Source organism: Salipiger mangrovisoli (assembly GCF_015223355.1).
GTDB classification, from domain to species: domain Bacteria; phylum Pseudomonadota; class Alphaproteobacteria; order Rhodobacterales; family Rhodobacteraceae; genus Salipiger; species Salipiger mangrovisoli.
Genome location: NZ_JADFFK010000019.1, coordinates 45,214 through 69,715 on the forward strand (window position 1 = coordinate 45,214; position 24,502 = coordinate 69,715).

25 protein-coding genes are annotated in these 24,502 nt (G+C 68.4%); 4 read left to right on the forward strand and 21 right to left on the reverse strand.

Annotation, left to right across the window (positions count from 1 at the left end):
- The first annotated feature begins 113 nt into the window (after positions 1 to 113).
- The 3 genes from IQ782_RS21575 to IQ782_RS21585 all read left to right on the forward strand — a co-directional run bounded on the left by IQ782_RS21575 (position 114) and on the right by IQ782_RS21585 (position 7,453).
- Complete coding sequence (locus IQ782_RS21575) at positions 114 to 1,910, forward strand: autotransporter assembly complex protein TamA (RefSeq protein ID WP_240989467.1); 1,797 nt, start codon at positions 114 to 116, stop codon at positions 1,908 to 1,910.
- The gene (locus IQ782_RS21580) at positions 1,907 to 6,775 is read left to right on the forward strand and encodes a translocation/assembly module TamB domain-containing protein (protein WP_240989468.1); all 4,869 of its coding nucleotides are present in this window, start codon (positions 1,907 to 1,909) and stop codon (positions 6,773 to 6,775) included. The genes IQ782_RS21575 and IQ782_RS21580 overlap by 4 nt, the downstream gene beginning before the upstream one ends.
- A 126-nt stretch (positions 6,776 to 6,901) precedes the next feature.
- Entirely contained in the window at positions 6,902 to 7,453 is a 552-nt protein-coding gene (locus IQ782_RS21585; RefSeq protein ID WP_194136740.1) for an RES family NAD+ phosphorylase, read from the forward strand.
- Between the two features lie 6 nt (positions 7,454 to 7,459).
- On the opposite strand, the gene IQ782_RS21590 is transcribed toward IQ782_RS21585, so the two are convergent.
- The 8 genes from IQ782_RS21590 to IQ782_RS21625 form a co-directional block, all read right to left on the reverse strand.
- On the reverse strand, positions 7,460 to 8,431 hold the full coding sequence (locus IQ782_RS21590; protein ID WP_194136741.1) for a ketopantoate reductase family protein: 972 nt from the start codon (positions 8,429 to 8,431) through the stop codon (positions 7,460 to 7,462).
- Entirely contained in the window at positions 8,428 to 9,060 is a 633-nt protein-coding gene (gene ureG, locus IQ782_RS21595; protein ID WP_194136742.1) for an urease accessory protein UreG, read from the reverse strand. Before ureG ends, IQ782_RS21590 begins: the two co-directional genes overlap by 4 nt.
- Positions 9,061 to 9,077: 17 nt before the next feature.
- The gene (locus tag IQ782_RS21600) at positions 9,078 to 9,713 is read right to left on the reverse strand and encodes an urease accessory protein UreF (RefSeq protein ID WP_194136743.1); all 636 of its coding nucleotides are present in this window, start codon (positions 9,711 to 9,713) and stop codon (positions 9,078 to 9,080) included.
- On the reverse strand, positions 9,703 to 10,296 hold the full coding sequence (locus IQ782_RS21605; protein WP_194136744.1) for an urease accessory protein UreE: 594 nt from the start codon (positions 10,294 to 10,296) through the stop codon (positions 9,703 to 9,705). Before IQ782_RS21605 ends, IQ782_RS21600 begins: the two co-directional genes overlap by 11 nt.
- 138 nt (positions 10,297 to 10,434) lie before the next feature.
- Positions 10,435 to 10,653, reverse strand: a complete 219-nt coding sequence (locus IQ782_RS21610) for a DUF1127 domain-containing protein (protein WP_194136745.1) — start codon at positions 10,651 to 10,653, stop codon at positions 10,435 to 10,437.
- Between the two features lie 134 nt (positions 10,654 to 10,787).
- A complete protein-coding gene (locus IQ782_RS21615) occupies positions 10,788 to 11,372 on the reverse strand; it encodes a hypothetical protein (protein ID WP_194136746.1) in 585 nt (194 codons plus the stop codon).
- 64 nt (positions 11,373 to 11,436) lie between these two features.
- On the reverse strand, positions 11,437 to 13,176 hold the full coding sequence (gene ureC, locus IQ782_RS21620; protein WP_194136747.1) for an urease subunit alpha: 1,740 nt from the start codon (positions 13,174 to 13,176) through the stop codon (positions 11,437 to 11,439).
- 20 nt (positions 13,177 to 13,196) lie between these two features.
- Entirely contained in the window at positions 13,197 to 13,616 is a 420-nt protein-coding gene (locus IQ782_RS21625; protein WP_240989469.1) for a lysozyme inhibitor LprI family protein, read from the reverse strand.
- A 38-nt stretch (positions 13,617 to 13,654) separates the two neighbouring features.
- Here IQ782_RS21625 and IQ782_RS21630 point away from each other — a divergent pair, with 38 nt between their 5' ends.
- Positions 13,655 to 14,497 carry a c-type cytochrome gene (locus tag IQ782_RS21630; RefSeq protein ID WP_194136748.1) on the forward strand — a complete coding sequence of 281 codons (843 nt, stop codon included), beginning with the start codon at positions 13,655 to 13,657 and terminating at the stop codon, positions 14,495 to 14,497.
- A gap of 100 nt (positions 14,498 to 14,597) precedes the next feature.
- Here IQ782_RS21630 and IQ782_RS21635 read toward each other — a convergent pair whose 3' ends face one another.
- The 13 genes from IQ782_RS21635 to IQ782_RS21695 all read right to left on the reverse strand — a co-directional run bounded on the left by IQ782_RS21635 (position 14,598) and on the right by IQ782_RS21695 (position 24,499).
- Positions 14,598 to 14,804: a hypothetical protein gene (locus tag IQ782_RS21635; RefSeq protein ID WP_194136749.1), complete on the reverse strand. Its 207-nt coding sequence runs from the start codon at positions 14,802 to 14,804 to the stop codon at positions 14,598 to 14,600.
- 34 nt (positions 14,805 to 14,838) lie between these two features.
- Entirely contained in the window at positions 14,839 to 15,168 is a 330-nt protein-coding gene (locus tag IQ782_RS21640) for an antifreeze protein (RefSeq protein WP_194136750.1), read from the reverse strand.
- A 33-nt stretch (positions 15,169 to 15,201) separates the two neighbouring features.
- Positions 15,202 to 15,507 (reverse strand): urease subunit beta, encoded by a 306-nt coding sequence (locus tag IQ782_RS21645; protein WP_194136751.1) that lies wholly within the window; start codon positions 15,505 to 15,507, stop codon positions 15,202 to 15,204.
- Positions 15,504 to 15,671 (reverse strand): hypothetical protein, encoded by a 168-nt coding sequence (locus tag IQ782_RS21650; RefSeq protein WP_194136752.1) that lies wholly within the window; start codon positions 15,669 to 15,671, stop codon positions 15,504 to 15,506. Before IQ782_RS21650 ends, IQ782_RS21645 begins: the two co-directional genes overlap by 4 nt.
- 59 nt (positions 15,672 to 15,730) lie before the next feature.
- Entirely contained in the window at positions 15,731 to 16,033 is a 303-nt protein-coding gene (locus IQ782_RS21655; protein WP_194136753.1) for an urease subunit gamma, read from the reverse strand.
- A gap of 2 nt (positions 16,034 to 16,035) precedes the next feature.
- Positions 16,036 to 16,863, reverse strand: coding sequence for an urease accessory protein UreD (locus tag IQ782_RS21660; RefSeq protein WP_194136754.1), 828 nt, complete (start codon positions 16,861 to 16,863; stop codon positions 16,036 to 16,038).
- 180 nt (positions 16,864 to 17,043) lie between these two features.
- Complete coding sequence (gene tsaA, locus IQ782_RS21665; RefSeq protein WP_194136755.1) at positions 17,044 to 17,535, reverse strand: tRNA (N6-threonylcarbamoyladenosine(37)-N6)-methyltransferase TrmO; 492 nt, start codon at positions 17,533 to 17,535, stop codon at positions 17,044 to 17,046.
- A gap of 50 nt (positions 17,536 to 17,585) precedes the next feature.
- Positions 17,586 to 18,194: a 2-dehydro-3-deoxy-6-phosphogalactonate aldolase gene (locus IQ782_RS21670; RefSeq protein WP_194136756.1), complete on the reverse strand. Its 609-nt coding sequence runs from the start codon at positions 18,192 to 18,194 to the stop codon at positions 17,586 to 17,588.
- Complete coding sequence (locus tag IQ782_RS21675; protein WP_194136757.1) at positions 18,191 to 19,099, reverse strand: 2-dehydro-3-deoxygalactonokinase; 909 nt, start codon at positions 19,097 to 19,099, stop codon at positions 18,191 to 18,193. Before IQ782_RS21675 ends, IQ782_RS21670 begins: the two co-directional genes overlap by 4 nt.
- Positions 19,100 to 19,234: 135 nt before the next feature.
- The gene (locus IQ782_RS21680) at positions 19,235 to 19,996 is read right to left on the reverse strand and encodes a sulfite exporter TauE/SafE family protein (protein WP_194136758.1); all 762 of its coding nucleotides are present in this window, start codon (positions 19,994 to 19,996) and stop codon (positions 19,235 to 19,237) included.
- 122 nt (positions 19,997 to 20,118) lie between these two features.
- Positions 20,119 to 21,108 (reverse strand): beta/alpha barrel domain-containing protein, encoded by a 990-nt coding sequence (locus IQ782_RS21685; RefSeq protein WP_194136759.1) that lies wholly within the window; start codon positions 21,106 to 21,108, stop codon positions 20,119 to 20,121.
- Positions 21,109 to 21,200: 92 nt separating this feature from the next.
- Positions 21,201 to 22,079, reverse strand: a complete 879-nt coding sequence (locus IQ782_RS21690) for a transglutaminase family protein (RefSeq protein WP_194136760.1) — start codon at positions 22,077 to 22,079, stop codon at positions 21,201 to 21,203.
- 14 nt (positions 22,080 to 22,093) lie between these two features.
- Complete coding sequence (locus IQ782_RS21695; protein WP_240989470.1) at positions 22,094 to 24,499, reverse strand: circularly permuted type 2 ATP-grasp protein; 2,406 nt, start codon at positions 24,497 to 24,499, stop codon at positions 22,094 to 22,096.
- Between the last annotated feature and the right edge of the window lie 3 nt (positions 24,500 to 24,502).

Genomic DNA, 24,502 nt, shown 5'->3' on the forward strand with positions numbered 1-24,502 from the left:
CGTGACGAACGCGCGCTAAATCACCCGGAACGCTGACCTTATTGCCGCTGCGCCTAGCCCGACGTGTTCCGCTGCGTTAAGGTGCCCGCATGGTTTCGAGAAAGGACAGTTCATTGCGCCCTCGGCACTCTTTTATTTCCCTGAGCCTCGCCCTCGGCCTCGCCGCCCTGCCGGCCTCGGCCTTTGAAACGCTCAGCTTCGCATTTCCCGATCTCGACCAGGACATCCAGGACCAGATCACCTCGTTTTCCGCACTGGTGAGGGCCAAGACCGACGGTAAAACCGAGGGGGCGGACGTCATGGCCGCCGCGCTCCAGGACTACGGGATCATCGTCGAGACGCTTTACAACAGCGGCTACTACGGCCCCGAGGTTTCGATCCGCATCGATGGGCGCGAGGCGTCGGACATCCCGCTGCTGACCACGCCGAAGTCGGTGAACCGGGTGGACGTTCTGGTCAACCATGGGCCGACCTTCAAGTTCGAACGCACCGACATCTCGCCGCTGGCCCCCGGAACCGATCTTCCAACCGATTTCAAGCGGCGCGAGCGCGCCCGCGCGGGCACCATCAGCAGCGCCGCGCAGGCGGCCGTGGATGGCTGGCGCAACATCGGCTACCCCAAGGCAGAGCTGACCCGCGAGGATGTCACCGCCAATCACGAGACACGAAGGGTGAACGTCGACCTTGGCGTGACCACCGGTCCCCGGTTGCGCTTCGGCCGTCTGCTCAACGTCGGAGACAGCGCGGTCCGCGGCTCTGCAAGGCGACGGATTGCCGGACTTCCGACCGGCGAAATCTATGACCCGGACGAGGTCAATGACGCCGTCGACCGGCTTACCCGCACCGGCACTTTCGCGACGGTCACCCTGCGCGAGCGGGACGAGCCCAACCCCGATGGCACGCTCGATTACACGCTTCAGGTTGTCGATTCGAAGCCGCGCCGCATCGGAGCCGGGGCCGAGATCAGCTCGCTCGAGGGGCTGTCGCTGACCGGCTACTGGCTGCACCGGAACATCCTCGGCGGCGCCGAGCGGCTGCGCTTCGATGCCTCGATCACCGATATCACCGATCAGGCCGACACGCTCGACTACACGCTCAGCGGTCGACTCGACGTGCCCGCGGTCATCGGCCCCGAGACCAACGGCTTCTTCCTGACCGAATTGCAGCACCTGCAAGAGCCGAACTACGACCTCGACAGCATCGAGTTGACGCTGGGGATCAGTCGGCAGCTGACCGACTATCTCTATACCGAGATCGGCGTCGGCTATCTCTACTCCGAGACCTCCGACGACCTCGGCGACCGAACCTTCGAGCTCTTCACCCTGCCGATGAAGGCCGAGTACGACCGTCGCGACAATGAGTTCGACCCCCGCCACGGCTTCTACCTGCTCACCGAGGCGACACCCTTCCTGAACCTGCGCGACGACCCCAATGGCGCAAGGCTCTACGCCGACGCCCGCGGGTACTTGGCGCTTGGCGAGCGCGAGCGCTCGGTGCTGGCGGGGCGGGTTATGCTCGGTTCGGTGGTCGGACCGGACATCGACGAAACCCCACCGGACTACCTGTTCTACTCGGGCGGTGCGGGCACCGTCCGCGGCCAGCCCTACCAGTCGCTGGCCATCGACCTCGGCAACGGCGACACGATCGGCGGGCGCAGCTTCGCCGGCCTCTCGGCCGAGTTCCGGCAGGACATCGGCGAAAGCCTCGGCGCGGTGCTGTTCTATGACGCGGGCTACGTCGGGCGTGACAGCACTCCTGGCGGCGATGACGGCGAGTGGCACGGCGGCGCGGGCCTCGGCGTGCGCTACAAGACGGGCATCGGCCCGCTGCGCTTCGATGTCGCCATGCCCGTCGGCGGCGACACCGGCGAGGGCGTTCAGATTTACCTCGGGATAGGACAGGCGTTTTGACCCTTCTCAAGCAATTTTTCATCCTGCTGCTCCTGCCGCTCTTTCTGGCGGTGCCCCCTGCGCTGGCGCAGGAGGAAGACGAGGACAGCGGCGGTTTCTTGGAACGGCTGATCGAGGATTCCCTCTCGGGCGCCGGTCGCGACGTGCGCATCATCGGCTTTCGCGGCGCGCTGAGTTCCGAGGCGACGCTCGAGCGAATGACCATCTCTGATTCCGAGGGCGTCTGGCTGACGCTGGAGAATGCCAAGCTGAACTGGCGCCGCACCGCACTGCTGCGCGGCCAGCTCGTGGTCAACGAGCTGAGCGCCGAGCGGCTGGCCATTGCCCGCGCCCCGATCACCGAGGGCGACGCCCCCGCCCCCGAGGCCTCGGGCGATTTCGCCCTGCCGGATCTGCCGGTCTCGGTCGACGTCGGCGCGCTGAAGATCGCGCGGGTCGAGCTGGGCGCGCCGCTGATGGGCGAAGAGATCGCGCTGGAAGTCGAGGGCTCGGCGAAGCTCGCGGATGGCGAAGGCAATGCCGACATCTCGGTGAACCGCCTCGACGGGCCGCAGGATTCGCTGACCCTCGCAGGCAGCTACGCCAATGCGAGCGGCGCGCTGACCATTGACGTCGCGCTAGAGGAAGAGAGCGGGGGCATCGTCGGCACCAAGCTCGGCCTGCCCGGTGCACCGTCGCTCGCCATGACGGTCAAGGGCGACGGCGTTCTCGACGACTTCAAGGCCGACCTGCAACTCGCCACCGACGGCGAGGAACGGCTCGGCGGCCAGGTCACGCTGCAAGGCAGTTCCGAGGCCGGGCGCCAGTTCACCGCCGATCTTTCCGGCGATCTGCGCCCGCTGCTGCCGGAAGAGCACCGCGAGTTCTTCGGCCCCGAACAGAGCTTGCAGGTCTCGGGGCTGAAGGCGGCCGATGGCACGCTCGACCTGGAGACGCTGGACTTGCAGACCGCCATGGTCTCGCTCACCGGCGCGGCGCGCATCGGCGCGGACGGCTGGCCGCAGCTGATGAGACTCGATGGCGAGATCGCCTCGGACGACGGCAGCTCGGTGCGACTGGCCATGTCGGGTGATGTCACCCTGCTCGACCATGCCACGCTGACTCTCGATTTCGACGCCTCGCAGGGTGAGGCCTTCACGCTCGACCTCGTGGCCGAGGGCATCGATCGCCCCGACATGACCATCGCGCGCGCCGATATCGCCGGGCGCGGCACCATCCGCCGCAGCTCTGGCGCCTCGCTGCCCGGCGGCGTGGACGCGCAACTGACCTTCGACGCCTCCGGCCTCGACTTCGCCGACGCCTCGATGGCTGACGCCGCCGGCGAGGAACTGAAGGGCGTGATGCAGATCGAGTGGCAGGCGGGCGATCCGCTCTACCTGCGCCAGATCGACTTCGGCGGCGCGGGCCTCTCGCTCGCCGGCGACGTGACCTTCTCGGGTCTCGGCAACAGCGGCAACATCGTCATCGAACCCGACCTTGCCGTGAAGGCCGAGGATATCTCGCGGTTCTCCGGCCTTGTCGGGCGCCCGCTTGGCGGGGACGCCGACCTTGCCGTGAAAGGCACGTTGGAGCCGGTCGCAGGCCGCTTCGATGTCACCACGCAGGGCCGCACGCGCGACCTGAGAACCGGCATCGCGCAGGCCGACGGGCTGCTCGAGGGCGAAGTCGAACTCTTCGCCTCGGCGGTGCGCAACGAGGAAGGCACCGAGCTGCGCCGTCTCGACCTTTCAGGCGAGGGCCTGAAGGCCGTGGCCGAGGCAAAGCTGCAGACCGGCGGCAGCACCGGCACGTTCGACATCTCGATCCCTGACGTCTCGAAGGTGCAGGAGGGACTCTCGGGCGCGGTGCAGGTGAACGGCACGCTCGACGAGACCCCAGAGTCCTACCGGCTCGACATCACCGGCAGCGCGCCGGGCGGCACCGACCTCGACGGGCTGGTCACCGCCAGCAAGCTCGAGGAAGGTGGCATCGGCACGATCCGCTTCGAAGGCGACGCCGCAGCCCGGGACCTGTCCGCCTTCGCGCCGCTGGCAGGAAAACCGCTGGCGGGCGGCGTAGACCTGAAAACCGACGTCACCTACACGCTTGACGGCGGCGCCATCGACGCGGTGCTCGACGGCACGTTGAGCAACGTGGAAACCGGCATCGCGCAATTGGACGGGCTGCTCACCGGCAGCGTCGATCTCGGTGCCTCGGTGGCCTATGACGGCGATCTGGCGCAGATCAGCAAGCTCGAGGTGGACGGGCAGGCGATACAAGTCTCGGCCGAGGGCGATGTCTACACCGCCGCGCTGCTCGGAGGCACCCCCACCCCCGGCGCCGGTCAGAGCAACGCCAGTTTCGATATCTCGCTGCCCGACATGTCCCTGATCCAGCCTGAAATCACCGGCCCCGCGCGCTTCACCGGCACGCTTCAGGAAGAAGGCACCGCCTATCTGCTCGACCTCGACGCCTCCGCTCCCGGCAATGTCCGCATCATCGGCAAGGCCAGCGCGGAGAAGCAGGCCGATGGCAGCCTCGGCATGGTGACCTTCGACGGCGACGTCGCCGCCTCGGACCTGTCTATCTACGCGCCGCTGGCCGGCAGGCCGCTGGCGGGCGGGCTGAACCTGACCGCCGACGTCTCCTACGACATGGCGACAGGCGCGGCGGATGCGGTGATCGACGGCACGACCCGCGATCTCGGCACCGGCATCGCGCAGGTGGACGGGCTGCTCAGCGGCACGGTCGATCTGGATGCCTCGGTGGCCTATGACGGCGACCTGGTGCAAATCCGCCAGTTCGACGTGAATGGGCAGGCGATCAAAGTCACCGCGCAGGGCGATGTCTACACCGCCGCGCTGCTCGGCAAGGAGCCCTCTGCGCAGAGCGGCCTCAGCAGCGCCAGCTTCGACATCTCGCTGCCTGACATGTCGCTGATCCAGCCGGGTGTCACCGGAGGCGCGCGGCTGAACGGCACGCTTCAGGAAAGCGACGGCGCCTATCAGCTCGACTTCACCGGCTCGGGGCCGGGCCAGGCCAATGCGCAGGGCCGCGTCACCGCCGAGAAGCTCGGCGGCGGCAAGCTCGGCACGGTGGGCTTCGACGGAACCGCCTCGGTGGCCTCGCTCGGCGCCTATGCGCCGCTTGTGGGTCAACCGCTGAGCGGCGGGCTGAACTTCGACGGCACAGTGAACTACAACCTCGCCGACGGCAGCCTTGCCGCCGACGGGCAACTCCAGACCCGCGCGCTGGCGCTCGGCATTCCCACCGTCGACCAGCTGGTCGGCGGCGACGGCAGCGCCGTGGTGCAGCTGACCCGCGACGCGAGCGGCGCGCTCAGCATCCGCCAGCTCGAGGTGCAGACCCGCGAGATCACCGCCACCGCCAGCGGCGGCTACGGCGGCGCGAACAGCAGCATCACCTACAATGTCGCGCTGCGCGATCTGGGCTTGTTGGTGCCGCAACTTCCGGGCCGCGCAACCGCCGAGGGCACGTTGGCGCTGAACGGAAGCCAGTATCAGCTCCGGACCAATGTGACTGCTCCTGGCGGGACACGGGCGCAGGTCTCGGGGACGATCGCGCAGGACTTCGGCAGCGCCAACCTCGCGATCACCGGCAATGCGCCGCTCGAACTGGCAAATGAAGTCGCTGCGCCCAACCTGCTGTCGGGAATGGCGAACATCGACCTGCGGCTGAACGGTCCCCTGGCCGTGGAATCGCTGTCGGGCAATGTCACGGTCAATGGCGCGCAGGTCCTGGTGCCCGGTGCCGGGCTGGAGCTGACCGGGCTCGACCTCAACGCCGCCCTTGGCGGCGGCCAGACGCGGCTGACCGCCTCCTCCGGCCTGGCGACCGGCGGCAGGATCAACGTGGACGGCACCATCGGCATGAGCGGCAGCTATCCCGCCGATCTGCGCATCGCGCTCAACCAGCTCGTGCTCGAGGATCGCCGGCTCTACCAGGTGCAGCTTGGCGGCAACGTGTCCATCTCGGGTCCGCTGCTCACCGGTCCCGCCATCGGCGGCGAGATCCTGATCGACAATGCCGAGATCCGCATCCCGGAAACCGGGCTCGGGCCGGGCAGCCGCGGCTTCGTGCTGACGCATCTCTCGGAGCCGTTCGGCTCGCGGGTGACCCGCATCCGCGCCGGGCTGCTCGACGAGGAGAAGAAGAGCGGCGGCTCGGCCTACGCGCTGCCGCTCGACCTGGTGATCCGGGCCCCGCAGCAGATCTTCGTGCGCGGCCGCGGTCTCGACATGGAACTGGGCGGGGCGCTGCGGATCACCGGCAGTTCGAATGACGTGATCCCGCAGGGCCGGTTCGACCTGATCCGCGGCCGGCTCGACATTCTCGGCCAACGGCTCACACTGGACCGCGCGACCATGGCGCTGACCGGCGATTTCATCCCGACGCTGGACATCGCCGCGACCAGCCAGGTTGAAAGCACCACGGTGACGGTCAGCATCACCGGGCTCGCCACCGCGCCCGACGTGGAATTCACCTCGGATCCCTCGCGCCCCGAGGAAGAGGTGCTGGCGCTTCTGCTCTTCGGGCGCGATCTGACCGAGATCTCGGGCTTCCAGGCCCTTCAGATCGCGGCGGCGGTGAACACCCTTGCCGGACGCGGGTCCGGCGCGGTGGACAACCTCCGGCAGGGGCTCGGGCTCGACGATCTCGACGTCACCACCAATGACGAGGGCCAGGCCGGCCTGCGGCTCGGCAAGTACATCTCCGAGGACATCTACACCGACGTCGAGGTCGACTCCGGCGGCGGCAGCGCGGTGAACCTCAACATCAAGATCACCCCCAGCTTGAAAGCCAAGGGCAGCGTGACCTCGGAGGGCGACAGCACGCTCGGTCTCTACTACGAGCACGACTACTAGGGTGCCTGTGTATTGCGCGCCAAAGGGGTGTCCCTCCGGGGGCACCCCTTCTTCTTACGAGCCACAGCATTGCAAGCGCGGCAGCACAGTCCTAGACAGGGGCCGTTTGTCAGCAGGGGGTGCGTCATGGACAGGCGAAACATGGTCCACAGCGGCGACGGGGGACTGCCCACCGAGGGCAGGTTCCGCATGATCGCCGGGCGGTTCTACCGGATCGTGCCCACGGCCCGCCGAGACCAGGCGCTCTCGCCCGCGCTCAGCCCCGAGGGGCGGTTTCACCACTCGGGCCAGCCGACGCTCTATGTCTCCTCCCGGCCCGACTGGGCCGAGCACGCGATCCAAGCCTACGTGAAAGAGGGCGATCCCCCGCGCATCATCTGCGAACTGGAGGTCGCCGGGGCGCGGGTGCTCGATCTGCGCGATGCGGCGCAATGCGCCGACTGGCGGGCCGAGCCCGCACTCGCGGCGGTGCCCTGGCTGCCCGAGCGGGCGGCGGGGAATGCCGCCTCGACCTGGCGGGTGTCCGATCTGGCGCGACAGGGCGGCGCCGACGGGATGATCTACACCGCGCGCAGCGCGCCGAGCCGCTGGCACCTTGTGTTGTTCGACTGGCTGTCACCGCGGGTCGGGGCCCGGCTCACCGGCCGGACCCTGCCCTATCCACTGCGAGCGGACTGAGGCGGTTCAGAGCCCCAGCGCGGCCTCGACCTCGGCCAGGGTGACGGCGCCCGGCGCCGCGCCGTTGCGCACCAGCCGTGCGGCCAGTTGAGTGAACCAGTCGTTGCCCGGTGTCGCCACGCCAAGCTGCCGGCCCAGCAGCGAAACCTCGCCATTGAGGTAGTCGGTCTCCACCGAGCCAGCGCCCCGCGCGAGGCTCTGCGCCGTGGAACTGCCGACGCGCGTCACCCCCGGCACCTCGACGATCTTGAGCTGCGCCGCGCGCTTGTCGTCATCCTCTGCCGGGTCTGACCATGCGATGCCGGCCTTGGCCATGACCGCTTCGGCCTCGGCCTTCAGCGCCGCCGTCACCGCCGTGCCGTCGATCTCTTCGCCAAGCGCCGCGCCGACGATATTGCCGAGGTTCATCAGCAGCTTGCCGTATTTCCGCTGCATCACTGCCTCGCGCACGGCAGAGGGGAAGCCCGCCGCTTCGAGCCGCGCAACCAGGGCCGCATCAGCCGCGTCCGAGCCCGCCGGAAAGCGCCCGATGTCGAAGGAGCCGATGCAGGGCGCGCCGTAGCAGACCACCTCGCCGGGTTGCACGAAATCCGCCGGAAGCATGACCGTGACGCCATGCACGTTGTGGAAGTAGCGCAGCGCCAGCCGCTCGTTCTCGACCCCGTTCTGGAAGCAGAAAACGTGCTGGTCGCGCAGTCCCGCGTCGCGAAGCTGCATCAGCGCAGCCTCGGTGTGCTGGGTCTTCACGCAAAGGAAGATCACGTCGTCATCGCGCAGCTGCGCCTCGGCGGGGCTTGCCACGCAAGCAAAGCTGGCATGGCGATCGCCATCGGCGGTGCGCAGCGTAAGCCCACCCGCACGGATCGCCTCTAGCTGGGCACCCCGCGCAATCCCCAGGACATCCTCTCCGGCCTCGGTCAGCGCAACGGCGAGCGTGCCGCCGACCGCGCCGACGCCAAGGATAACGACCCGGCTCATGCCACCGCCTCCGCAAGTGGCAACCCGCCGATCTGCGCCAGCAGGGTGACGATCTCGTCCACGCCCTTGCCGTGTTTGACCTGCGCGAAGACGAAGGGCTTGCCCGCCCGCATCCGCGTGGCATCGCGCTCCATGACCTCGAGCGAGGCGCCGACATAGGGCGCAAGGTCGGTCTTGTTGATGACGAGGATGTCCGACTTGGTGATCGCCGGTCCGCCCTTGCGGGGAATTTCCTCGCCCGCCGCCACGTCGATGACGTAGATCGTCACATCCGCCAGTTCCGGCGAGAAGGTGGCGGAAAGGTTGTCGCCGCCGCTTTCGATAAGGATCAGGTCGAGGTCGGGGAAGGTCTCGTTCAGCTCGGCGATGGCGGCAAGGTTGATAGAGGCATCCTCGCGGATCGCCGTATGCGGGCAGCCGCCGGTCTCGACACCCTTGATACGGTCGAGCGGCAGGATCTGCTGGCGCATCAGCTCCTCGGCGTCCTCGCGAGTGTAGATGTCGTTGGTCACCACGGCCATCGAGAGCCGGTCGCGCAGGGCACGGGCGAGCGCCGCGGTGAGGGTGGTCTTGCCGGCGCCCACGGGGCCGCCGAGGCCGACGCGGAGGGGTCCGTTGGGGGAAGTCATGTGGTCTCCGTCGCTTGTCAGGATCTGAAGATGCGGGAATAGAGCGTTTCGTGGCGCTGGCTGGCGATGTCGGACAATGGGGCGAAGCCGCCGATCTCGTCGAGGCTCGCGGTCATCGCCCGTTCCGCCAGCGCCTCGCAGAGCGGCGACAGCGCGCGGATCACCCCTTGCCCCTCGGTCTGGCCGAGTGGGACAAGGCGGATCCCGGCGGCGGCGAGGTTCGCGGCAAAGGCCTGAAGGTAGAGTTGCAGCGCGGGCAGCAGCGGCAGATCGAGCGCGCGCACCGCCTGCCCGACGGCAACGGGATAGGGCGCGGGCACGATATTGACCTGCCAGAGGTCGGAGACGGTCGAAGCAAAGGCCTCGCCCTGCTTCACCGTCTCCAGCCGGCGTTCAGCGGAAGGGGTGAGCGCCGTGGCAAGCGCGGCCAGTTCCGCCGCGTCCGCCCCCTGCGCGACCTGCGCCAGCAGCACCGCGTCGCTCCAGCCGGCACCATGTTCGAGCACCGCCTCTAGCCAGCCCTGAAGCTGGGCGGCGGTGGAGATGCGCCCCTCCTGCACCAGCGTCTCGAGCCCATGCGAATAGGCGAAGGCGCCCACCGGGAAGGAGGGCGAGAAGAGCTGGTGCAGGGTCAGCAGCGGGTCAGTGGTCATGCGTGTGCGCGGAACCATGCGCGTGGGAATGGCTGTGGCTGTGCCCATGATCATGGTCATCGCTGTGCGCATGGGAATGGGAATGCGAGTGCGCGTGGCTGTGCGCGCTCCCCTCCGGCCCATGGGAATGCGAGTGGTCGTGCCCATGCGTCCGGCCGTGGCCATAGGCACCGCCCTCGGGGGTGAAGGGCTCGAGCACCTCCTCCACCGTCGCACCGATATGGGCGAGCATGTCGCGGATCACGTGGTCGCGCTGGATCAGCAGCCGCGCGGCTTCGATCTGGCAAGGGGTATGGCGGTTGCCGATGTGCCAGGCAAGGCGCGGCAGGTCCGCCCCGCTCACCGCCAGCAGCGGCTCGGCGGCGGCCTCGACGCGCACCGCGCGCCCGTCGGTCAGCACGAAGGCATCGCCCTGATCGAGGCTTTCGGTATGCGCGAGGTCGACAAGGAAGCTTTCACCCTGATCGCTTTTCAGCACCTTGCGGCGCAGGAAGCGGTCCTCGTAGCTGAGCGTCACGCTCAACGGCGCCTCGGGGGCGGCGCCCTTGCGGGCGATCTCGTGGGACACGGGCAAAGATGTCATGGAAGGGCTCCGGGGATCGTCTGGATTGCGCCAGCACCCTCGGTCCAACCGCCGGAAAAGGCAAGGCCACGCACCGGGATCACCGGGGCGTGGCCTTGATGTGCCGAGTTCTGCGGCGCTTTCGCGCCCCAAGCGAACTCAGAGGTAGAAGACGTCCTGGAAGACGTGACGCGCGATGTCTTCGCGGCGAAGGCCACGCTCGGCGAGTTGCTCGTCGGACAGACGCTGCAGGGCTTCGATCTTGCGCAGGCGCGGGTTTGCTTCACCCATGGCCACGAGGCCGTTGCCGATGGCAGCAAAGAAGCGCGTGAAGAACGGTGCCTGCTCGGTACGAGCGGATGCGGTCAGAAATGCCATTTGGAAACCTATCCTTATGTTCGGTTTTGGTTTCCTCCCCTGGCACTCAAGATAGGCCAGCCCACCCCGAACAACAAATGCTGCATGTGCATAGCCGGCCCTCGGAGAGCGCAAAGATCACAGATATGTTTATTTCACCGAACGGCCTCTATCGCGAAATAATCGTACCTCTCCTGGCCTTCAGTATCCGAAAAGCCCGAAAGGAAGGACAATCCGAGCTCCGGCAGCCATGTCACGTAGTCAATCGTCTCGTCGTCGTAGTGCTGGATGATCGGGATCATGTCGTAGGTGCATGCGCCGAAGGTGATTTCCGTCTCGGGCCCGAAGCGATAGCTCTGCACCTCGGTGCCGAGACGTCCCGCCTCCGTCACGGTAACCTTCACCGTCCAGCTGCCGGCCGGCTTCGGCATGGGCATGGCGGCGGGCGGCATCGGAAATCCGAAGGTGGTGCGGGTTTCCGGAACCGGCGCACCGTCCTCGAGATCGAGAGTCTCGAGCACGTAAAGACCCGACCCCAGCAGCGTCCGGGTCACCGCGACGCCGTCCTGCTCGTAGACCGAGCGGACCAGCGCGGGTCCCTGTCGCGTGAAGAGTTCGGAGGCGCCCTCCGCCCCGCGCAGGCGGATGCCCGTGTCGAGATCGGCGGATGTCGGGCAGGATGCGGCGTTGGCGAGACCCGGTACGAGGGTCATGGCGAGCACCAGCGGAGAGAGATTCATCTGTGAGTCCTTCCGGGCCGCCCTTTGCGGCCCGGAAGCAATCTATCCAATCCCGGCGGGAAGGTCAGTAGAGGAAGTAGCGTTGCGCCATCGGCAATTCCTTTGCCGGCTCGCAGGTCAGCAGCTCGCCGTTCGCCCGCACCTCGTAGGTCTCTGGGTTCACCTCGACATGCGGCAGCGCGTCGTTGAGGATCAGGTCCTTCTTGCCGATGCCGCGGGTGTTCTTCACCGCCAGCGTCTGCTTGGCGATGCCAAGCTTGTCGCGCAGCCCATCGGATTGCGCCGCCTCGGACACGAAGATCACCGCCGAGTTCTCGACCGAGCGGCCATAGGCGCCCCACATCGGGCGGGTGTAGACCGGCTGCGGCGTCGGGATCGAGGCGTTGGGATCGCCCATCTGCGCGCAGACGATGGTGCCGCCCATCAGCACCATCTCGGGTTTCACGCCGAAGAAGGCCGGGTTCCACAGCACGAGGTCGGCGCGCTTGCCTTCCTCGATCGAGCCGATGTGCTGGCTGATGCCATGCGCGATCGCGGGGTTGATCGTGTACTTGGCGATGTAGCGGCGGACGCGGAAATTGTCGTTGTCGCCCTGCTCCTCGGCCAGCTTGCCGCGCTGCTTCTTCATCTTGTCGGCGGTCTGCCAGGTGCGGATGATCACCTCGCCGACGCGGCCCATGGCCTGGCTGTCGGATGCGATGATCGAGAAGGCGCCCATGTCGTGCAGGATGTCCTCGGCGGCGATGGTCTCGCGACGGATGCGGCTCTCGGCGAAGGCCACGTCCTCGGGGATCGACTTGTCGAGGTGGTGGCAGACCATCAGCATGTCGAGGTGTTCCTCGAGCGTGTTCTGCGTGTAGGGCCGGGTGGGGTTGGTCGAGCTCGGAAGCACGAACTCCTCGCCGCAGATCTTGATGATGTCGGGGGCGTGGCCGCCGCCCGCGCCTTCGGTGTGGAAGGCGTGGATGGTGCGGCCCTTCATCGCCGCGACGGTGTTCTCGACGAAACCCGACTCGTTCAGCGTGTCGGTGTGGATCATCACCTGCACGTCCATGGCATCTGCAACCGACAGACAGGTGTCGATCGTCGCGGGCGTGGTGCCCCAATCCTCGTGCAGCTTGAGGCAGCAGGCACCGCCGCGGATCTGTTCCTCCAGCGCGGCGGGCAGCGAGGCGTTGCCCTTGCCCGCGAAGGCGAGGTTCATCGGGAAGGCATCGGCGGCCTGCATCATCCGCCCAAGGTGCCAAGGTCCCGGCGTGCAGGTGGTGGCCAGTGTGCCATGCGCCGGGCCGGTGCCGCCGCCGAGCATGGTGGTCAACCCAGAGTGCAGCGCGTCCTCGATCTGCTGCGGGCAGATGAAGTGGATGTGGCTGTCCATGCCGCCAGCGGTGAGAATGCGCCCCTCGCCGGCGATCGCCTCGGTGCCGGGGCCGACGATGATGTTGACGCCGGGCTGGGTGTCCGGGTTGCCCGCCTTGCCGATCTTGGCGATGCGCCCGTCCCTGAGGCCGACGTCCGCCTTGTAGATGCCGGTGTGGTCGACGATCAGCGCGTTGGTGATCACCGTGTCCACCGCGCCCTGCGCACGGGTGTACTGCGACTGGCCCATGCCGTCGCGGATCACCTTGCCGCCGCCGAATTTCACCTCTTCGCCATAGAGCGCGCGATCGCCCCCACCGGCGAGCGTGGCGGTAAGGTCGCGTTCGACCTCGATGATCAGGTCGGTATCTGCAAGCCGCACCTTGTCCCCGGTGGTGGGGCCGAACATGGCGGCGTAGTCGCGGCGGGAAATCGTTGCGGGCATCAGGGGTCGTCCTCGGGTTGTCAGTTCGGCAGGAGCGCGCGCAGGTCCTCGCTGCGGCGCCGGGTTAGTCTGGTCAGGCAGCTGATCTGGATCTGCGGCTGGATGGAGCCCCCGGCATAGGGTGCGGCCTCGGCGGCGCAGGCGGCATCGCGGAACGGGATCCAGGCGCGCTGCGCAGCGCGGACCTGCGCCATGACCTCGGCAGAGGCGGTGGATTTGACCTGGGCGTAGACCGCGTTCAGCTCGGCATCCGCGGCCCCGTACTCCTGCCCGGCGCAGTCGCGCATCTCGAGGGTGGTTTGCGCCGCGCTGCACTGGGCGGCCGCGGGTTCAGCCAGAAACAGCACGCCGGGTGCCAGGACTGCAATCCCGGCCATGCGAATTTTCTTTGCCCGAAGCACGGACGCGAGTACCGTCTTCATCACTTCAAGGAAGTCCATTTTTCCCTCCCAGCCAGTTCATCAGCACGGAGATTGGAATGTTCAGATCGACGATCACGGGACTTTCGCTGCTGGCGCTTGGCGCCGGAACAGCGGGCGCGGCGGGCGATGTCGCTCGCGGCGAATATCTGGTCAGGGGCCCGGCGGGCTGCGGCAATTGCCACACGCCCTTCGGAGAGGCGGGGTTCGACATGAGCAAGGAGCTCTCCGGACGTCTCGTCGAGGACAACCCCATGTTCACCGCCTATTCGGCCAATATCACCCCCGGCGGCGAGGTGGCTGACTGGAGCGATGCTGAACTGATGCGGGCGATCCGCGAAGGCATCCGCCCTGACGGCTCGCTGATCGGCCCGCCCATGCCCTTTGTCATGTATCGCGATCTCGGAGACGACGACCTGGCGTCGATCGTCGCCTTCCTGCGCACCCTGCCCGCGGTCGTGACCACGGTGCCCCAATCCGAGTACCGCATGCCCCTGCCCCCGGCCTACGGCCCGCCGGTCGAAAGCGTCACCGCGCCCGAGCGGGGCGTGACCGTTGAATACGGCCATTACCTCGCCACGGCGGTCGCGCATTGCATGGAGTGTCACTCGCCGATGAGCGAGACCGGACCGATGATCGACGCCGAGCACCTTGGGAAGGGCGGCTTCGAGTTCCACGGCCCCTGGGGAAGCGTCACCGCGCCGAACATCACCAGTTCCGAAGATGGGCTGGCCGGCTATACCGACGACGAGCTCAAGACGATCATCACCCAGGGCAAGCGGCCGGACGGCGAGACGATGATGCCGCCGATGCCCTACGGCTACCTGGCGCAGATGACCGAGGGCGATCTCGACGCGATCATCCTTTACCTGCGCAGCCTGCCCCCGCTGCCCGACGCCTGACAGCGCCGGGAGCCCCCACCGGCGTGGCTGCGACGGGCACGCCGGTGACGAAGGAGCCAAGACGGCGCATGCGGCGGATCGGCTGGTCATTGCGCCCCCGTCACTTCAGGCGTGCCGGGCCGCAAATGCCCCTCGCCGCCACGGGCGCAGGACGCACGAAGGGCAGCACCTCGGCAACCGGCAGCGCCGCGCCCTGTGACCGGCCGAGCGTTAACAGCGACTCCGCCATCTGCGCCTGCGCCGCCAGCAACCGGCTCGTGCCGCGCAGCACCAGCGCCGCCCAGTCGAAGGGTGTCATAAAAACCATCGCCGCTCCCCTGCTCCGCCCCCGCTGACTGAGCTTACCAGCCCGACCGCTGTCCGGGCCGGAACTGCGGCCCGCGCCGGCTGAGCCGCTTGCGGTTCCGCCGCGCCTTCACCTCCAGCGGGCGCGAAAACGCGTCGAGCACCACCGGCACCGGCGCGCCTCGCATCATCGCCGTGTTTGCCTGCCACCAAGCCTGCATGAAGGCAGGGCCCTTCTCGGCGGTCATCCGGTAGGCCTCGGTCGAGGGGACCGACCACATGCCGGCAAAGCCCAGCAGCCGGAGGGCGACCACGCTCTGCGCCTCGGCGCCCAGGAAACCCAGCCGCATCATGCTGCCGGTCAGTGCCGTGAATGCTTCGAACATGCTTGCCGTCCCTTTTTGCTGGAGGAGGAGACCCTAGAGCGCCCCCATGACCTTCTGGTTGAAGCCGTAAATCTTGCGCTCTCCCGAGACCGGAATGAGCTGAACCTCGCGGCGCTGGCCCGGCTCGAAGCGCACGGCGGTGCCCGCCGCGATGTCGAGCCGCATGCCGTGCGCCGCTGCACGGTCGAAATCAAGCGCCGGGTTGGTCTCGGCGAAATGGTAGTGCGACCCCACCTGCACCGGACGGTCTCCGGTGTTGGCGACCATCAGCGTGATCGCCTCGCGGTCGGCGTTGAGGACAAGGTCCCCCTCGGCCGGGATCACCTCGCCCGGGATCATTTGCGCCCACCGCCGTACATCCGCCACCCCGCGAAGGCCGCGACACCAAGCACCGCCACGGCGGTCAGCCAGACTTCGGCGCCATGCGGGTGCAGGTGCGCTCCGGAATGCGCAAGCGCCGGGGATGCGAGCGGCACGGCCATGATCGGAAGGAGGTATTTCATCATCTCACCTATGGTCTTTTAAGTGTCCTTGCGCTCCGGAAGTTCCGGCGACGCCGGCTTTACCGAATTGGGTTGTGCACCGTCACCAGCTTGGTGCCGTCCGGGAAGGTGGCCTCGACCTGCACCTCGTGCACCATCTCGGGGATCCCCGCCAAGCATTGCTCGGCGGTGATCACCTGTGCCCCGGCCTCCATCATCTCGGCCACCGAGCGGCCATCGCGCGCGCCCTCGACCACCGCATCGGTGATCAGCGCCACCGCCTCTGGGTAGTTCAGCTTCACGCCGCGCGCGAGGCGCTTGCGGGCCACCTCGGCGGCCATGGCCACCAGAAGCTTGTCCTTTTCGCGGGGGGTCAGTTGCATGGTCAGATCATCCAGGGTCTTGGGAGTTCGGCGCCCGACAGGCGCCGCAGTATGGGGCAAAGGTGACGGCGCAGCTCGAACCCGTCAATGGCAAGCATGCGCAGCACAAGAAGGTCGGGACCCAGGGCCGAGACGCCACCGCTCTCGGGCAGCATCTCCCGAAGCGGATCGACCTGCGCGGCGGCGCCGGGCGCGGCCAGCACCACCGTCGCCATAGCCCGCGCGCCATCGGCGACCGCCGGGTCGGCAAGATGCGCGGCAGCATCGCCGCGAAGACGCAGCCGATCGGCCCAGATCCACCGACCGTCCCGCATGATGTCGATGCGGTCAGCATGTCGCAGATCCGTGACGCTCTCGCCCATGGCGGCGCGGCCGAAGATCAGCGGCTCGCAGAGCAGAAGCCGGGCATCCGGAGCCATCTCGACGGAAAGTTTCCGGTCGAGCGCCGCCCCGTCGAAGAGGATGGTCTCTTGCGGTAGCCAATCGAGCCGCGCGCCGGCTTCGAGCTGCAGCCGGGTCTCAACCCGGCCGGTCTCGCCGGGCAGTGCGCGGTAGACCCGCTCGGCCGCCTGCGTGGTCAGCGCCAGATGCGCCCCTTCGCGCGCGGTCGCCGCAATCTCGAAGGCATCGCCCCCCGTCACCCCACCGGAGCTATTGAGATACACCGCCTGAAGCGCGTCCAGCCCGCGCGGAAACAGCAGCTTCGAGCTTCCGGACATGTGCAGGTCGCCGATGACGCTGGCCGCTCCCCGGCGCCGCGCAGCCAGCCGCGCACGCCCGCGGGCGCGCTGCGCTGCAACGCCGCCGGTGGCGGGTGCGGCGGCGGTCATCTGGGGCTGATCATAGGGAATGGGCCTGTCCTCCGCTTGCCTCGCGGACCCTCTTGCAGCGCGCGGCAGACCACAAGACGACGCCCCACACCGCGCCGCGCCCCGGCGCCGCGCGCTCCCTCGAATGCACAATCTGATGCCAGAAATACCATCATCGCCCAACAAACAGGCAAAATTGAATCAGCCGTCTTTTGGTCGCCCATGATGCTCGCAACGGTCCGGCTTGAGATCGAGCAGCGGCGTCCCATCGACGCAGTCGAGCCCGCGCACGATCAGCACCGGACCCTCGCGCCGCACCAGTCGAACCGAGGAGATCCCGATTGGATTGGGCCGCACAGGAGAGCGCAGCGCAAAGGTGCCGCGGGTACCGCGGTTGCCATGAGGGCTCTGCGTGAGCAGATCGCGGCGGGCGCGGTCGAGCCAGTAGATCACCTGAAGCCAGGCCGCGCGCTCAATTCCCTCGAGCGCCGGCAACCAGCGAGCATCAAGCTCGATGCGGCACTCCGGGCCGTCGGGATCGCCCTGCCTCGGACACTCTCGGCGCGTGGCGAATGGCGTGCGGATGCGCCCGATGAACCGAAGCTGCGCATCTTCGGCAGGCGGCAGGTCTATGGCGGTCTCGCCGGGGCGGATCTCGTCGTCCGCGAAGCTGCCGGCGGTGGTCCGGGTCATGGCGCTCCCCTCTCTGCTTCTGCGTCGGCCGAAGGGTAGCGCGGCCCGGCTCAGGCGGCCAGCGCGTCGTCGTAGGCCGCGACCACCTCGCGCGCCCGCGCCGCAAGATCCCCAAGACTGCGGCCAGGCTTGTAGAGCCAGGTGCCGATACCGAAACCGGTGACTCCCGCCGCCAGCCAATCGCCCATGTTCTCGGCGCTCACGCCGCCGACGGCATAGGTCGCGGTGCCTTCAGGCAACACCGCCTTCATCGCCTTCACCCCCTCGGGGCCGATCAGCGTGGCGGGAAAGAACTTCAGCCCGTCCGCCCCGGTGCGCAGCGCGGTGAAGGCTTCGGTCGGGGTGAGCACGCCGGGATAGCTCAGCATCCCGGCCTTCTTGGTTGCCATGATCACCCGCTGGTTCGTATCCGGCGAGACCACCATGCGCGCGCCGATCTGGCTCAGGCGCAGCACCTCTTCGGGCGCCAGGACCGTGCCTGCGCCAATCACCGCATCGGTGCCGAAGCCCTGCACCATCCTGGCGATCGACTCGAAGGGCTGCGGGGAGTTGAGCGGCACCTCGATCTTGGTGATGCCGGCGTCGATCAACGCCTCGGTTGCAGCGGGGGCCTCCTCGGGGGTGAGGCCGCGCAGGATGGCGATGATCTCGCGGGTCATTCGGTCTTCTCCGTTTTGCGGGCCGCCTTCAGCCCCTCCAGCGTCATGCGCTCGGCGTCGGCGATCACCACCGGCACCGCCAGCGTCTCGAGCGCGCTGCGGTAATGGGTGACCAGTTTCGAGGCCCCTAGAAGCGCTACGCTCTGGCCCAGCCAATAGGGTTTCGCCGCCGCCAATTCCATGCCGATCAACAGGCCCGAGAGCCGCGCCGTGGCCTTCTCGGGCGGCAGCCCGTGCAGCAGCCCCTCGGCGCGCAGGGTGAAGAGCTCGGAGGCGAAACCGGCCGGGCGGCCCATCGCCTGATCCACGCCCTCGGCAAAGCTCTTGTCATCCCAGCCGCCACCAAGTCCATGCCGCAGAACGGATTTCTGGCTCAGAAGTTCAAAGAGCTCGCCGGTCATGAAGCTGCGGAACGAGACAATCTCGCCGGCGCTCACATGCACCCACTTGCTGTGCGTGCCGGGCAGGCAGATCACCCCGTCGAACCGCGGGTTGAGCGCAAGGAAGCCCGAAACCTGCGTCTCCTCGCCGCGCATGACATCGGCCGGGCGGTCCTGCGCCACGCCGGGAAGAATGTGGACCTGAAGGCGCGGATCCTGCGTCGGCACGGCAATCGCCTCCGCCAGCCCCGGCGGGGTGCAGGGGGTCTTCACGTAGGGTGCCTCGGCCCAGCCCTGCCGCGCGCCGGCCATGCCGCAGATGATCACCGGTGTCCCGGCATCGAGCTCGGGCAGCAGCCCCAGCAGGGTCGGCTCGAACTCTTCCGGGGTCAGACGGCCCATGCCGGCAGGGCTTTCCGAGCGACCCAGCACCGTGCCGTCTGCCGCCATGCGCCACAGGCGCAGGTTCGACGTGCCCCAGTCCACCGCGATCCAATCCGGTGCGATCCGGTCAGCTTCCGACATGTGCCCTCCTTGAATTGCTGCCTCGTGGTAGCGCTCGCCCCGGCGTCACGCAAGGGCGGGAACCCGCAGAAGGGGGCGCTGCCCCCGTCGCGCTGCGCGCGCCTCCCCCGGCGTATTTTTCAAGAGCAGAAGCGCTCAGAGCCAGCCCCAGGCGCGGGCCACTTCCCACAGAAGCCGCAGGCTGAGCAGCCCCAGCGCCGCCCGGACCACCGCGAAGAACAGCCGCTCGGGCAGCCAGCGCACCAGCCGCTGACCTGACCAGGCCCCGACGAGCGCAACCGGCGCAAGCAGCGCCACCTGTTGCAGGCTGTCCCAGGTCACCTGCCCCGCGGCGATATAGGGCGGCAGCTTCATCCAGTTGATGCAGGCAAAAACGATGGCCTGGGTGCCGACATAGGTCATCTTGGGCATCATCTGTGGCAGGGTATAGGCTTGATAGGGCGGCCCGCCCGCGTGCGAGATGTAGCTGGTGAAGCCCGACAGCGCACCCCAGAAGATCCCGCGTGGCACATCGGCGGGCCGGGCCGCGTGGTCGCGCACAAGCCATTTGCGCAGCGTGTCGCCGAGGTAGTAGAGCCCGACCAGCGCGACGATCAGCTTGCCGACCTCGGGCGGCACGCGGGAGATGAACAGGAAGGCGAGCAGGATCCCGGCGGCAGCGGCGGGGATCAGGATCTTCAGATTTCGCGGCGAGAAGTCACGGCGGAACAGCCAGATCGCATAGGCATCCGACAGGATATACATCGGCAGGAGCAGACCGGCGGCGGCGGCGGGGGCAATGAAGAGCGACAGGATCGGCACGCCGAGCATGGCGATCACCGGCATGCCGCCCTTGGACGCGCCGACGCAATAGGTGGCCAGCGCCGCCGCGATCCAGAACCCGCTTCCGTCTGCCATGCCGCTCCCTTTCCTGCCGCGCCTCTTTCTGGAGAAACGGGGCAAAATGTGAAAGCGGAAAGCGCGGAGCCGTGGCAGGCGGCGCAGGGGCGCGCGGCGCCCCCTCCGGGCGGCGCGGCAAGTCAGGCGGCGCGGCTGTGGTTGCGGCTGAGCAGCGGCACCGTGAGCTCGATATCCTCCTGCAGGGGGCGGATCGGCGCAAGGCCCGCCACCTCGAGATCGGCGTGGTAGGTCTGCACCGCCTCGCGCGAACTCATGCCCTCGCGCACCACGTGGCGCATCGCGCGCATCATCAGCACCGGATCCTCGCAGTCGAAATCGATGCGGCTGAAGCTGGCGGTGCGCGCGCCGTAGCGTTCGCCCTGTACCAGCCGTTCGAGACAGTCGCGCGTGGTGCCCTCCTTGAAGCCGGTGAGACCGAAGATCACCCGCGCCGGATCCCAATCCGCCAGTTCCTCCATCGCGCGGGGACCATGATAGCCGACCTCGACGAAGAGCGGGCGCTCCTTCGTCGCGACGCCGGCAAGGCTGCGGGTCAGCGCATCGTTGCGATAGGCGGCATAGTCCTCTTCGCCGGTGTCGACGCGGATCGGCGGATCGCCGACCCGCAGCAGGTGACGCAGCCCGACCGAGGCTGCGCTCTGGCGAAACTCGGCATAGGCGCTCAGCGTGCCATGGTCGATGTCGATGTCATTGTAGAAACCGAGAGCATAGAGACCGAGGTTGGCCACCGGGCGCACGTTTTCCAGCCGCGAGCTGCGGAAGGGGATGGCCGGGAACTGCGTGTAGCGACCGCCGCGCACCTGCCAGATGTCGGTGTTGTCCGTCAGCCGGACCGCGGGGGTGACATTGGAGCGCGCGTAGATCCCTTCCTCGCTGAACACCTCGGCGCTGGAGAGCGAGGTGAGCACGATATCGGCCAGATCGCTTTCGATCACCCGGCGCATGTCGCCGCGATAGGCGGGTGCGTTGCGCAGCCGTCCGTCCGGATCGCGCCCGGCGGCGGAACAGCCGCGCAGCAGGTCGGCATCCTTGCAGAAGGTGAGGATGAAATCGCGCGGCCCGTAGAGCCCGCGCGCGATCTTGGCCAGCTTCTCGTCGATCCGTCGCATCGCGCCTCCCCGACACCGCCCTGCCCATTGCCGGGCGGAGCCTGCGCGGAATGATGCGCGAAAGGGGTTGAGCAATCGTCAACGGCCGCGGATCAGACCGGAACGACGTCCACACGGTGCGTGGTGACATGGCTGCCCTCGGACCGCAGCGATCCGCGCGTCGGCGCCACGTCGGAATAGTCGCGACCATAGGCGACGGTCACGTGGTCGGCCCCTGCCAGCATGTCATTGGTCGGGTCGATCTCGATCCAACCGGTCTCGGCCCCGCACCAGGCGCGCACCCAGGCATGCATGGCGTCCGCCCCCTCGAGCCGCGGCTGCCCCTCGGGCGGCAGGGTGCGCAGGAAGCCCGAGACATAGCCCGCCGGGATGCCGAGGGCGCGCAGCGCCGTGATCATCACATGGGAGATGTCCTGACAGACCCCGCGCCGGGCGCGGAAGGCCTCGATGGCGGTGGTGGTGACCTCGGTGGCCTCGGGATCGAAGGCAAACTCGGTGTTGAGCCGGTGGCTGATCGCCTCGACCGCGGCGCGCACCGACACGCCTTGCGGCAGCGCCTGCCGCGCGAAGGCGGCGATCTCGGGGGCCGCGGGCAGCCGCGGCGAGGCGCCGAGGAAATGATGCGGGCTTTCCGGGCCGATGCTGCGGCACGCGGCGAGATCCTGCGCAAGATCCGCCAGCCCGCCCGAGAGGTCGAGACCCGCGACGGGGCGCGCCCTGCGCACGCGGCCCGCGAAGGAAAAGGCGATCTCGCTCAACGCCATGTCATGGGCCATCTCGCAGGTCGGATTGCCGAAGAAATCCACCCCGTCGCGGCGCCAGCTGGGCGCGGGATCGGCACTGACCGCGCCCGCCAGAAGCTCCTGCCCCGGCAGCGCCCGCGGCAACATGCGCAGGAGGGTCCGGCTGGCCCCCGCGGGATGGGCATATTCGTAGCTGATCCGCAAAGAGATGTCGTAGAGCTGGGACATGGGCGGCTCCGGACTCAGCTGAGGTACTGCGCGGTAAGCGCGTGCGAGATGGCTGCCAGATCGGCGCGGAAGCCACGCAGGCGCTCGGCGGTGATCTCCTCGGGGGACGCGACGGCCAGCGCGGTGCGCAGCAGCAAGATGCGCCGCGCTGCCTCGGGCAGGCCGGTGCCGCCCGCCGGGCGCAGCCGCGCTTCCTCGGCCATCAGCACGTCGAGCTGGAAGAGCAGCGCACGCGGGTTGCCCGCGTCCAGCGCCAAGAGGTCGATCACCGTCTCGCGCGAGGTCTCGACCGAGTAGCGGCGGCGGTGGGTCATCAGGCTGTCGCCGACCTCGACCGCCAGGTCCAGCCCGCCTTGCGGCGTGGTCCTGCCGGTGAAGGCGGCGAGGAAGGCGGCCATCTGGTCGGCCCGTTCGAGCGCCCGGCCCACGGTCAGGAAGCGCCAGCCGAGGAAGCGGAACATGTTCTCGTGCACGAGGCCCGAGAAGCCGGCGATCCGGCGCAACAGGAGGCTCATGGCGCGGGCGGCATCGTCGCCGGGATGGCAGCCCTCGGCGACCTCGCGCGCGGTGGCGGCCAGATCGGAGAGCGCGGTCCAGCCATCGGTCGAGAACCGGTCGCGCACCTTGGCGGCGCAGCCGCGCGAGACGTCGAAGAGCTGCAGCAAGCCGGGCGGCACCGGCTCCTCGGACGGGTCGAGCCCGTACCCCGCGAGGAAGCGCGCGAGGCTTTCCACCAGCGGCAGGGCGTCGGGTCCGTAATCCTCGAGCCGCAGGTGATAGGCGCGAATCTGCCGCACGCCGTTCTCGGCCCGCTCGACGTAGCGTCCGAGCCAGAACAGGTTGTCCGCCGCGCGTGCGGGCAGGATCCCCGGCTGGCGGCGCAGGAAGGGCCCCTTGTCGCGCGGTGCGAGCGTCTCGCGGGCGACCGGCGCGTCCGAGGTGATCCAGACGTCGGCGACCGAGCCTCCCGCCTGCATCGCCAGCGCCGTGGGATCGCCCGTCCGGCCAATGCGCGCGTAGCCTCCGGGCATCACCGTCCAGCCCTGCGGCGTGCGCGCCGCGAAAACCCGCACCACCATCGGGCGCGGCACCAGCCGCTCGCCGACCATGGCAGGCGTGGTCGAGAGCGTCACCGCCTCCTGCCCCACCAGCGTCTCGCCCTCGCGCTCCAGCCAGTCCGAGACCGAGCCGTGCGCGCTGCCCCGGAACCGCCCGCCAAGCGCGGTGCCCGCGTCGATGTCGAAGGGCAGCTTGGTCGATTGCGCCGGGCCGATCAGCATCCGGTGCAGGTTGTCGCGCACGTAGGCGCGCTCGGTCGGCTGGCCGCACCACCATGTGGCGATGTTGGGCAGCTTCAGCGCCTCGCCGGTCAGCGCCTGACAGATGCGCGGCAGGAAGGCCATGAGCGCGCGCGATTCAAGCGCGCCCGAGCCGAGGCAGTTGACCATTGTGATCGCCCCCGCCCGCAGCGCCGAGACCATGCCGGGCGTGCCGAGCGCCGAGCTTTCATCCAGCTCCAGCGGGTCGGCGAAGCGCGAGTCGAGCCGTCGCCAGAGCACCGAAACCGGCTCGTCCCCGGCGACGGTGCGCACCTTCAGTTGGCCGTTGCGGACCGCCAGATCCTCGCATTCCAGCAGCATGAAGCCGAGGTATCGGGCGATGTAGGCGTGCTCGTAGTAGGTGTCGGTATGCTGGCCCGGGGTCAGGATCGCCACCCGGCTGCCGTCGTCGGCGCGCAGCCCGATCAGCGCGTCGCGGAAGCTGCGGAAGAAGCCCGCCAGACGCTCGACATTGGCCTTGGGAAAGAGGTCGTGGAACACGCGGCTGGTGGCCATGCGGTTCTCCAGCGCGAAGCCCGCGCCCGAGGGCGCCTGCGTGCGGTCGCCCAGCACCAGCCACGAGCCATCGGGCGAGCGGCCGATCTCGAAGGCGAGGAAGTGCAGGAAATGCCCTGAGCGCGGCTGCACGCCGACGATGGGCCGCAGCCATTCGGGGTTGCGCGCCACGAGGTCGGCGGGCAGGTAGCCCTGCCGCACCAGATCGCCCGGCCCGTAGAGGTCGGCCATGACCCGCTCGAGCAGCTCGGCGCGCTGTACGATGCCCTCGGAGAGCTGCGCCCACTCCTTCCCCGAAATCACCACCGGCACGTGGTTCAGCGGCCAGTTGCGCTCGGTCGAGCCCTCGCCGGTATGCTGGCGGAAATAGACCCCGGTGTCGTGCAGGTACTGGTCGCCGCGGGCAAAGGCGCGGGCGCGGGTTTCGGCGCTCTGCGCCGCCAGATGGCGGATCAGAGGCTGCCAGGCCGGGCGCAGCTTGCCGTCTGGGCGCAGGAGTTCGTCGGCCACGCCCGGCGGCGGGCTGTAGCCTTGCAGGAACTGCGCCACCGTCTCCGGCAGCGGGCGTTTCGTCTCTGCCCCCAAGGT